Genomic DNA, 10,037 nt, shown 5'->3' on the forward strand with positions numbered 1-10,037 from the left:
GCAACCGCCGCGCCGGGCACGGTCGTCGGCGGACCGGCCACCGCTCGTCGTGCTCTCCGGGGTGACCGTGCCCGGCGCGGCGGTTGCTCCGGTCGGCCGCCCAGCATCGCCGACACCAGCTCCGGCACGTCGACCTCGGACCGCTCCACACCTGCCAGCGCGACCCGCCCGTCCCGCAGCACCGTCACGCGCTGCGCGAAGCGCATCACCTCGTCCAGGAAGTGGGTGACGTACAGGACGGCGATACCCCGGTCGGTCAGCGTGCGCAGGACGCGTTCGAGGCGGTCGACCGCGGCGGCCGGGAGCGCGGAGGTGGGTTCGTCGAGGATCAGCAGGCGGGGGCGTCGTAGCAGCGCCCTGGCGATCTCCGTCAACTGCTGGTCCGCGAGCGGGAGTTCGCCCAGCTCCGTGCGCGGGTCCACGTCCAGGCCGAGCTCCGCGAGGACCGGGCGGGCCGCCCGGTCCATGGCGGCCCGGTCCAACAGGCCCATCCGCAGGGGCGGGTGGAGCGGGTAGAGGTTCTCGCGGACGGTGAGGTCGGGGAAGAGGCTCAACTCCTGGGAGACGACGGCGATCCGGGCGTCCTTCGCCGACCGCACCGTCCCGCCGTCCGCCCCCAGCCTTCCCGACAGGATGCGCACGAGCGTCGACTTCCCGGCACCGTTCTCCCCGACCAGCGCGTGCACCTCACCACCGCTCAGCCGGATCGACGCACCGTCCAACGCCCGTACACCGCCGTAGGACTTGACCAGTTCCTCTGCCAAGAGGATGTCGCCGTGGGCCATGTCAGCGCGCGTCCTTCAACGGCTTCAGGTTGCCCGCCTCGTCGCCGAGCAGCTTGTCGATCGTCGGCTTGTACCAGTCGTACGCCGCCTGCGCCGACTTCTGCCGCGCGATGATCTCGTCGATGTTCGACGAGTCGACGACCCCACCGGGCGACAGGAACCAACCGTCCGGCAGCTTGCCCTTCTTGTCGCGTACCGCCTCGATCAGCATCGCCGTGGACAGATAGCCCTTCAGGAAGTGCTGCGGGTCGATGGTGACGAAGTTGGAGCCGTCCTTCACGGCGTCCAGCGTCTTCGGGTCGACGTCGAAGCCGGCCGTCAGCCACTTACCGTTCTCCGCCTTCTTGATCTTGGCGAGGTTGTAGCTGTCCGCGTCACCGACGCCGAGGAAGGCGAGCGCGTCCGGGTGCGCGTTCACCTGCGCGGACCAGGCGCTGTAGTTCTGGCCCGGGTCGCTGTACGTCTGGAAGGGGCCGAGGACCTTGACGCCGGGAGCCTCCTTCTTGAACGTGTCTGAGATGCCCTTCGCGCGGTTGTCGAGCACCGGCGTCCCCGGGTTGGGCACACCGATCACGATCTGCCCCTTCGGATCGCTGCCGAGCCGCTTCAGTGCCTCCTTCGCCATCAGCTCACCGAGCGCGTAATTGTCGTTCCCCACATAGAAGTTGACCTTGCTGCCGTCGGTGGGGGAGGTGTCCAGGGCGACGATGGGGATGCCCTGGTCGACGGCGCGCGCGGCCGGCCGGGTGAAGATCGGCGGGTCGAGGTTCTCCAGGACGATGCCGTCCTTGGCGACCGCGGTGAGGTTCTGGAACAACTGCACCTCGGCCGGCCCGTCCGTGTTGGGCGGTCCTACGGCCTTGAAGTCGACCTTGCCCGCGTGGCTCGCGGCGCTCTGCGCGCCGAGCACCATCTCGTGGGCGAAGTTGAGGGAGATGTTGGCGACCGAGATCCCCATCTTCAGCCTGCCGTTGCTGCCGCCGGAGCCGTTGCCGCTGCCGCAGCCTGCGGTGGCCAGCAGGACCAGGGCGCCGAGCGCCGCGGACCAGGTACGCGAACGGGGGTGCATCACGGCCTCCAAAAGGCTGGACCACAGGGGGACTTGGACGGCGCGGGGGGCTTGGACGACGGATGGTGTGGATGCTCGGGGAGTTCACCTGCGACGGCGCCCGGTGCGGCGCAGCGCGCTGTCGGCCGCGACGGCGACGAGGATCACCCCGCCGGTCGCGAACGACGTCCAGTTGATGGGTACTTCGAAGAACACCAGGCCGGAGGCGACGACCGACAGGATCATCGCCCCGGCCACCGCGCCGACCACCGAACCGCGGCCCCCGGCCAGCGGGGTGCCGCCGATGATGCACGCGGCGATCGCCTGCAACTCGTAGCCCTGGCCCAGAGTCGGGTCCCCGGCGCCGTAGAAGGCGAGCGCGAGCGTGGCGGCGCACGCCGTGGTCAGGCCGGAGAGCGCCAGTGCCTGGATACGGGTGCGGACGACCGGGATGCCGCTGAACGCGGCGGCGTCGGGGTTGGACCCGATCGCCCGCACCCGGGCCCCGAAGCGCGTCCGGGACAGCACGACCGCCAGCACGACGATCACGGCGAGCAGCACCCACAGGGCGAACGGCACCCCGCCCGGATCACCGCCCGCGAACGTGAAGAACGAGTCGTCCAGCGGGAGATCGGTGATCTGCTTGCCGTCGGCGAGGGCCAGCCCCACTCCCCGGAACAGCATCAGCGTGCCCAGCGTGACGATGAACGACGGCAGCGCCAGCAACGTCGTCACCAGCGCGTTGAACACCCCCAGCACGATCCCGGTGACCAGCATCACCGGCACCGCCAGCCAGGGCGCGGTGCCGTCGCGGATCAGCAACGCCCCGACGACCAGGCACATCGCGTAGGTCCCGCCCACCGACAGATCGACCTCGCGCATCGACAGCGCGAAGACCATGCCGCACGCCATCAGCGAGATGTAGACGGAGTTGTGGGCGGTGGAGAGGAGATTGTCGGTGCCCAGGAAGTCCGGGTAGGGGATGCCGATCCCGGCGATCAGCGACCCCAGCACGAGCAGCACACCGAACTCGTCCCGGACCCACCGACGCCGAACCGGGGTCGACCGGCCCTGCCCGCCGCCCTGTTCGCGGGCGCGCTCGGCGTCGTCCGCATCGTCCGCGTCGTCCACGGCACGCTCGGTCTCGGTCATCGGGCACGGCTCCCGTACGGCTGGTGCTGGGGTCGTCACGCAGGGTGGGCCCACCGGGCGTGCGCGGCAACCAGGGCGTTTCAGCGAGTGAAATGCGCTCTTGCCCAGTGCCTGACAGATCGTCACACTCGCCCCATGGAGACGCGGACCGCCCTGGTGACCGGAGCGGCACAGGGCCTAGGGCAGGAGTTCGCCGTCGCGCTCGCCGGGCGCGGCTACCGGGTGGCCGGGCTCGACCTCGTCGCCCAGCCGGAGACCGCCGAAAGGGTCCTGGACTACGTAGAGTTGATCGGCGACGTCACCGACGAGGCCCAGATCCAGCGGGCGTTGGACCGCCTCATCGACCAAGTCGGCACCCTGCACGTCCTGGTGAACAACGCGGGCGTCTACCCGGCCCGCCCCTTCGAGGAGACCACAATCGAGGAATGGCGCCGGATCATGCGCGTCAACCTGGACGCGCCGTTCCTGCTGACCCGCGCGGCCCTGCCGTATCTGAAGGCCGCCGGCCCGGGCCGTATCGTCAACATCGTCTCGGCGGCCGTCCTCACCGCACCGCCCACGATGGTCCCGTACGTCGCCTCGAAGATGGGCCTCATCGGCTTCACACGCTCGCTCGCGGCGGCACTCGGGCCGTACGACATCACCGTCAACGCGATCGCGCCCAGCATGGTCCGCACCGCGACGGCGGAGCGGACGGTGGGCGCGGACGGGGGCTTCGAGCACGTCCGTGACCGGCAGGTGGTGCCACGGACGCAGGAGCCGTCCGATCTGGTCTCGACGCTGCTGTACGTGGTCGACGAGGGCAGCGGCTTCCTGACCGGGCAGACGCTCAACGTGTCAGGAGGATCCGCCTACTTGTGAGGCGCCGAGCCACTGCTGGAGCTCCTCCCGCAGCGATCGTTGAAAGGCGGTCAGCAGAGCCTGCACGACGAGGGGTTGCATGTGCGAGGACAGCGATTTCACGTCCTGCGCGGCACGTTGGGAGACCTCCTCGCGCAGGAGCTGGGACAACTCGTGCGCTGCCGCACGCGAGTGGTCGATCAAGACGCTGCGCGCAGCGAGGATCGCCTCCTGCGACAGCGGTACGTCGAGCAACTGCACCCCGAGCCGCAGCAGACCGGAGTCGACGTGGTACGCGACACCGTCGGCCCGGACCACGTCCATTGCCACGAGCCGCTCCACGTCCTCCTTGCTCAGCGCCCGGCCCGCCCGCCGCTCCAACTCCCGCCGGTCCAGGGTCTCCGTGCCGTCCGGCGCCCAGGACGCCACCACCGCGCGGTGGATTGCGAGGTCGTGCGCGCTGAGGTCCGGTGGCAGTTGGCCCACATACCGCTCGATCGCCGCCAGCGTCATGCCCTGGTGCTGCAACTCCTCGATCAGCGCCAGCCGCGCCAGATGCGTCTGCCCGTAGTGCCCGACCCGCCGTGCCCCGATCACAGGCGGCGGCAACAGCCCCTTGGTGCCGTAGAACCGCACTGTGCGGACCGTGGTACCGGCCCGCGCGGCCAGCTCGTCGATCGTGAGCGTCGGCTCCTCGGCGTCGGTCGTCATGCGCAGCAGTATCGCTGTCCCACCGGTGCTGTGACACCACCGCAGGGCCGTTGTCAGTGGTGCCGTCTACGGTGGACGGCATGGGGGAGATCAACTATGTCCGGGGTGACGCGACCGTTCCGTCGGTCAAGGGCGTCAAGGTGATCGCGCATGTCTGCAACGACATCGGGGGCTGGGGAAAGGGCTTCGTGCTGGCCGTGTCGCGCCGCTGGCCGGAGCCGGAGAAGGAGTACCGCGCGTGGCACCGGGGCCGGGCGGCCAACGGCTTCGGGCTGGGCGCCGTCCAGTTCGTGCGGGTCGAGCGCTACGTCTGGGTGGCCAACATGATCGGCCAGCGCGGGACCCGCACGGGCAGCAAGGGCGTCCCCGTGCGCTACGAGGCGATCGACACGGCCCTCGGTCTGCTGGCCGACCGCGCGGCGGAGCTCGGCGCGTCCGTGCACATGCCCCGCATAGGGTGCGGCCTCGCGGGCGGCAAGTGGTCGCGCGTCGAACCGCTGGTCACCGAGCGGCTGGTGCGGCGGGGGATCGCGGTGACGGTGTACGACCACGAGGACTGAGTCGGCTGTCCAACTTGCCCCAGGGTGAAAGGAGTTGCAGAATCCTGCGCAACTACAGGGAGGGCTGTGAACAGTGAGCCGTGACATCGACGTCCTCGTCCTGGGCGGCGCAGGCGTCGACACCATCGTCCACGTCCCCCGACTGCCGCTCCCGTACGCCGACAGCTACATGATCGACCCCGGCATCACCACCCGCGCCGGTCAGACCGGCGACTTCGTGGCCCTCGGTCTGAGCGCGCTCGGCCTGCGCACCCACCACCTCGACATGCTCGGTGCCGACCCCGAGGGCGACCTGGTCCGCGCGTTCCACCGCGAGCACGGCATCCCGCTCACCGAAGTCCCGCAGCCAGCCGGCACGAAGCGCGCGGTCAACCTCGTGGGCCCCGACGGCCGGCGCCTCTCCCTCTACGACGCGACCCGCGCCCACCCCGACGACCGCCTGCCGGAACCCACGGTCCGCGCCCTCGCCGAGGCGAGTCGGCACGTCCATGTCTCCATCACCCAGCCCTGCGCCCACGCCCTGCCGCTCGTGCGCGAGGCCGGTGCGACGATCTCGACGGACCTGCACAACTGGGACGGAGAGAACCCGTACCAGGCCGAGTTCGCGCACGCGGCGGACATCGTCTTCCTGTCCACCACGGCTCTGACCGGCGACCCCGCGCGCACCATGCGCGCCATCGCCGAGCACGGCCGGGCCGAGCTGATCGTCGCCACGGCCGGGGCGAAGGGCGCCTATCTGCTGGCCGACGACGAGGTGACCCACATCCCGCCGGTCACCCCGCCCTCCCCGCCGGTCGACTCGAACGGCGCGGGCGACGCCTTCGCCGCAGCCTTCCTCTACGGCTGGCTCAACCGGGAGACACCCCAACGCGCCGCCCTGTACGGCTCGATCGCGGGCGCCCACGCCTGCACGGTTCCTTCGACGGAGACGGCGGTGATCCATCGCGACCAGCTCCTGACCAGGGCTGCTGACGTAGACATGGCCAGGAGGGCGTCGCTTTAGGGGCGCGGGGCCGTATCAATGTGCGGCTCCGCCGCGTGGGCACGACCAGCCACGGACTGGCCCGCAGCCCCCGTACCACCGAAGCCGGCAGACGCTCAGTGCACGTCGTTCGTGGCCGCGATCTTCTTCCACGACTTCGGCTGCACCGGAGCCACGGCCGCCTTCGCGATGGAAGCGGCCCGCGCCGCGGGCGCCGCCGGCTTCGTCGGCTGGAACAGCCACGTGTCGAAGAGCGCCGACAGAGACTTCCCGGACACCTGCTCGGCGTACTTCTGGAAGTCCTGGACGGACGCGTTGCCGTACGCGTGCTCCGTCGGCCACCCCTTCAGAACGGCGAAGAACGCGTCGTCCCCGATCTCGTTCCGCAACGCCTGGATGGCCAACGCCCCGCGGTCGTAGACCGGAAGCTCGAACTGGTCCTCCGGACCGGGGTCCCCCGGCTCGATCGTCCAGAAGGCGTCGTCCGCCGGGTGCAAGGCGTAGACGTAGTCGGCGAGTTGCTGCGTCGTGCCCTCGCCCTCGTGCTCGGACCACAGCCACTGCGCGTACCGCGCGAAGCCCTCGTTGATCCAGATGTCCTTCCAGCCCTTCAGCGACACGTCGTCGCCGTACCACTGGTGGGCCAACTCATGGACGACGACAGAGGTGTTGGCGCCGTTGGCGAACTGCCTCGGGCTGTAGTAGACGCGGGTCTGGGTCTCCAGCGCGTACCCGGTGGTCGTGTTGGGCACATACCCGCCCGCCGTACTGAACGGATACTTCCCGAAGTAGCCGCTCAGCCAGTCGACGATCTCCCCGGTGCGCTCGACGCTCGCCCGCGCGGACCCGTCGTTGTCCCCGAGGTCCTTGCTGTAGGCGTTGATGACCGGGACCCCGCCCTCCGAGGTGCTGGTCGTGATGTCGAACTTCCCGAGGGCGAGTGTCGCCAGGTAGGTGGCCTGCGGCTTGTTCTGGCGCCAGTTGTAGCGGGTCCAGCCGAGTTGTGAACTCGTCGACTGGAGCGTGCCGTTGGAGATCGCCTGGGTGCCGTTCGGTACGGCGACGGACACGTCGTAGGTCGCCTTGTCGCTGGGGTGGTCGTTGCTCGGGAACCACCACCACGCCGACTCGGGCTCGTCGGCCGCGACCGCACCGTCCGGGGTGCGGTGCCAGGTGGTGAAGCCGTACGCGCTCTTCGTGGACGGCACCCCGCTGTAGCGGACCACGACGGTGATCGGCGTGCCGCTGGGCAGCGGGGTCTTCGGGGTGATCTCCAGTTCGTGCTGGCCGGAGGTCGTAAACGTCGCCGTGGCGCCGTTGACCCGCACCTCGCTCACGTCCAGCAGGAAGTCCAGGTCGAAGCGCGAGAGATCCTGCGTGGTCCTGGCGAGGATCGTCGCCGTGCCCGCCAACTCGTCGGTGGTGGGCTGGTATTGAAGCCTGAGGTCGTAGTGCGAGACGTCGTATCCGCCGTTGCCGTACGCCGGGTAGTAGGGGTCGCCGATGCCCGGAGCGCCGGGGGAGTAGCTTGCCGCCGATGCCGGGATCGCCAGCATGAGGGAGGCCGCCGCGAGGGCGCCCGGCGCGATGATTCTGCGGTGCACGAGAACTCCAAGTCGTAGGGCTCCACGAAAAGCCGGAGAGCCATGGGGGTCCACGAAGGTCGAAGAGCCGTAGGGGGTCGAAGAGCGGCAGGGGTCGATGAGTCGTAGGGGTCGATGAGTCGTGGGGGTCGGTCCGCCAAGTCTGTTCGAAGGCTATTCACTCCCTGTGGCACCGTGCCTGTCCACGGCACCTCCTGTCACACGATCGCCATTCGGCCGTCATGAGCCCCGGAGTGCCTCTTTCTGCACGGGAGTTGACCGATGTACCGTCCGCGCATGCCGAAACGCACGCGCTTCACGATCTGGAGATCGCTCGCGACGGCGGCGACCGCCGCCCTCCTGGCCGCCTTCCTCACCCCGACAGCGGCCCGGAGCGCCCCGCAGGAAAGCCAACCGGTCTACTCCTACGCGAAGGCCATCCGCGAGGCCGTCTGGGTGGACACCGGTCTCGACGGCGACGGCGACGGAAAGGCCGACCGGGTCGCCGTCGACATCGTCCGCCCGAGCGAACCCGCCCGACAGGGCCGCAAAGTCCCCGTCATCATGGATGCCAGCCCCTACTACTCCTGCTGCGGACGCGGCAACGAGGGCCAGCTGAAGACCTACGACGCGAGCGGCAACGTTGTCCAGATGCCGCTCTTCTACGACAACTACTTCGTGCCCCGCGGCTACGCCTTCGTCGGCGTCGACCTCGCCGGCACCAACCGCTCCGACGGCTGCGTCGACGTCGGCGGCCGCTCCGACATCCAGTCCGCGAAGGCCGTCGTCGACTGGCTCAACGGACGTGCCAAGGCGTACACGACACGCACCGGAACCGTGGGCGCGAAAGCGAGTTGGACCAACGGCAGGACCGGAATGATCGGCAAGAGCTGGGACGGCACCATCGCCAACGGCGTCGCCGCCACCGGCGTCAAGGGCTTGAAGACGATCGTCCCGATCAGCGCCATCTCCTCCTGGTACGACTACTACTTCGCCAAGGGTGCCCCGCTCTACGACTCCGGCCCCGACTGGCTCTCCGGCTATGTCGACAGCCCCGACGCGCAGGCCAAGTGCGCCGCCGTCCAGCAGAAGATCGTCGACGGGGCTCCGCGCACCGGTGACTGGACGCCGTTCTGGACCGAACGCGACTACGTCAAGGACGCGAGCAAGGTCAGGGCCAGCGTGTTCCTCGTGCACGGAATGCAGGACCTCAACGTCCGCACCAAGAACTTCGGCCAGTGGTGGGACGCCCTCGCCAAGAACGGCGTCGAGCGCAAGATCTGGCTCTCCCAGACCGGCCACGTCGATCCCTTCGACTACCGCCGTGACGCCTGGGTCGACACCCTGCACCGCTGGTTCGACCACGAACTCCTCGGCTACGACAACGGAATCGACCGGCAGCCGATGGCCGACGTGGAACGCCACCCCGACCAGTGGGTCACGTCGAAGGTCTGGCCGCCGACCGGCACCGCGACCACCACCCTCCACCCGGCGCGGGGCACCCAGGCGGGCGTCGGCACGCTCGGCCTGCACACGGGCGCGGGCACCGAGACGTTCACCGACAACCCGCGGGAGAGCGAGACCGACTGGGCCGCCGCGATCGACAACTCGACCGCGGACAAGGCCGGTTTCGTCACCGGACCGCTCACCAAGGACCTGCGTCTGTCGGGCTCCTCGAAGGTGACGATCACCGCGACGCCCACCACGTCAACGGCCCATCTGTCGGCGGTCCTTGTCGATGTCGGCCCCGACACCATCCGTGACTACGCCGACTCCGCCGAGGGCATCACCACGCTCACCGACCGCACCTGCTGGGGCGAGAGCACGGCGGGCGACAGTGCCTGCTTCCTGTCGACCCAGGCCAAGAAGACAGCAGTCGACTACACCGTCTTCAGCCGTGGCTGGGCCGACCTCGGCAACTACGCCTCCGCCACGAAGGGCGTGGCGCTCACCCCGGGCAAGGCGTACACCATCACCCTCGACCTGGCGGCGACCGACCACGTCGTCCCGGCCGGACACCGCCTCGCCCTGATCGTCGCGGGCACGGACAAGGACCTCATCGACCCGCCGTCCACCACCCCGACCCTCACCCTGAACCTGTCCCGCACCGCGGCCCAACTCCCGCTCGTCGGCGGCGCGTCGGCGTTCGCGAAGGCCACGGCGGTCACCGGTTCCAGGACACCGACGGCCACGACCCTCGACGGCGTACGGTCCCCGCGCAACGCGCAGCGGGTACCGGGCAGTTGATCGTCGCCCATCGAATCGACGGGGCGCGGCGGAGCGAATGGGCTCCGCCGCGCCCCGTCGGCTGGTGCCGCTGATGCCGGGATGCGTGGGTCGATGGGTGGGCTGGCGCCCCGCTACTCCACCCCGACC

The 10,037-nt window shown here is 69.7% G+C and carries 9 protein-coding genes; 4 read left to right on the forward strand and 5 right to left on the reverse strand.

Going from position 1 to position 10,037, the window contains the following annotated elements; translation table 11 throughout:
• The 3 genes from JHN63_RS42470 to JHN63_RS42480 form a co-directional block, all read right to left on the reverse strand.
• Positions 1-785, reverse strand: a 785-nt coding sequence (locus JHN63_RS42470; RefSeq protein ID WP_234478512.1) for an ATP-binding cassette domain-containing protein, incomplete at its 3' end; no start/stop codon positions are given.
• A 1-nt stretch (position 786) separates the two neighbouring features.
• Entirely contained in the window at positions 787-1,854 is a 1,068-nt protein-coding gene (locus JHN63_RS42475; RefSeq protein WP_200690479.1) for a sugar ABC transporter substrate-binding protein, read from the reverse strand.
• An 84-nt stretch (positions 1,855-1,938) separates the two neighbouring features.
• Positions 1,939-2,985 carry an ABC transporter permease gene (locus JHN63_RS42480; protein ID WP_200690480.1) on the reverse strand — a complete coding sequence of 349 codons (1,047 nt, stop codon included), beginning with the start codon at positions 2,983-2,985 and terminating at the stop codon, positions 1,939-1,941.
• A 135-nt stretch (positions 2,986-3,120) separates the two neighbouring features.
• Here JHN63_RS42480 and JHN63_RS42485 point away from each other — a divergent pair, with 135 nt between their 5' ends.
• Positions 3,121-3,846, forward strand: coding sequence for an SDR family NAD(P)-dependent oxidoreductase (locus JHN63_RS42485; protein ID WP_200690481.1), 726 nt, complete (start codon positions 3,121-3,123; stop codon positions 3,844-3,846).
• Here JHN63_RS42485 and JHN63_RS42490 read toward each other — a convergent pair.
• The gene (locus JHN63_RS42490; protein ID WP_200690482.1) at positions 3,823-4,536 is read right to left on the reverse strand and encodes a MerR family transcriptional regulator; all 714 of its coding nucleotides are present in this window, start codon (positions 4,534-4,536) and stop codon (positions 3,823-3,825) included. The genes JHN63_RS42485 and JHN63_RS42490 overlap by 24 nt on opposite strands.
• An 80-nt stretch (positions 4,537-4,616) precedes the next feature.
• Between JHN63_RS42490 and JHN63_RS42495 the strand changes: the two genes are divergently transcribed.
• Positions 4,617-5,096, forward strand: coding sequence for a macro domain-containing protein (locus JHN63_RS42495; protein ID WP_200690483.1), 480 nt, complete (start codon positions 4,617-4,619; stop codon positions 5,094-5,096).
• A gap of 73 nt (positions 5,097-5,169) precedes the next feature.
• On the forward strand, positions 5,170-6,099 hold the full coding sequence (locus tag JHN63_RS42500; RefSeq protein WP_200690484.1) for a PfkB family carbohydrate kinase: 930 nt from the start codon (positions 5,170-5,172) through the stop codon (positions 6,097-6,099).
• A 95-nt stretch (positions 6,100-6,194) separates the two neighbouring features.
• Here JHN63_RS42500 and JHN63_RS42505 read toward each other — a convergent pair whose 3' ends face one another.
• Positions 6,195-7,682 carry a M1 family metallopeptidase gene (locus tag JHN63_RS42505; protein WP_200690485.1) on the reverse strand — a complete coding sequence of 496 codons (1,488 nt, stop codon included), beginning with the start codon at positions 7,680-7,682 and terminating at the stop codon, positions 6,195-6,197.
• A gap of 276 nt (positions 7,683-7,958) precedes the next feature.
• On the opposite strand from JHN63_RS42505, the gene JHN63_RS42510 reads away from it, so the two are divergent.
• The gene (locus JHN63_RS42510; RefSeq protein WP_200690486.1) at positions 7,959-9,908 is read left to right on the forward strand and encodes a Xaa-Pro dipeptidyl-peptidase; all 1,950 of its coding nucleotides are present in this window, start codon (positions 7,959-7,961) and stop codon (positions 9,906-9,908) included.
• The last annotated feature ends 129 nt before the right edge of the window (positions 9,909-10,037 follow it).

Origin of the sequence: Streptomyces sp. MBT65, from assembly GCF_016612545.1 — a bacterium.
GTDB lineage: Bacteria > Actinomycetota > Actinomycetes > Streptomycetales > Streptomycetaceae > Streptomyces.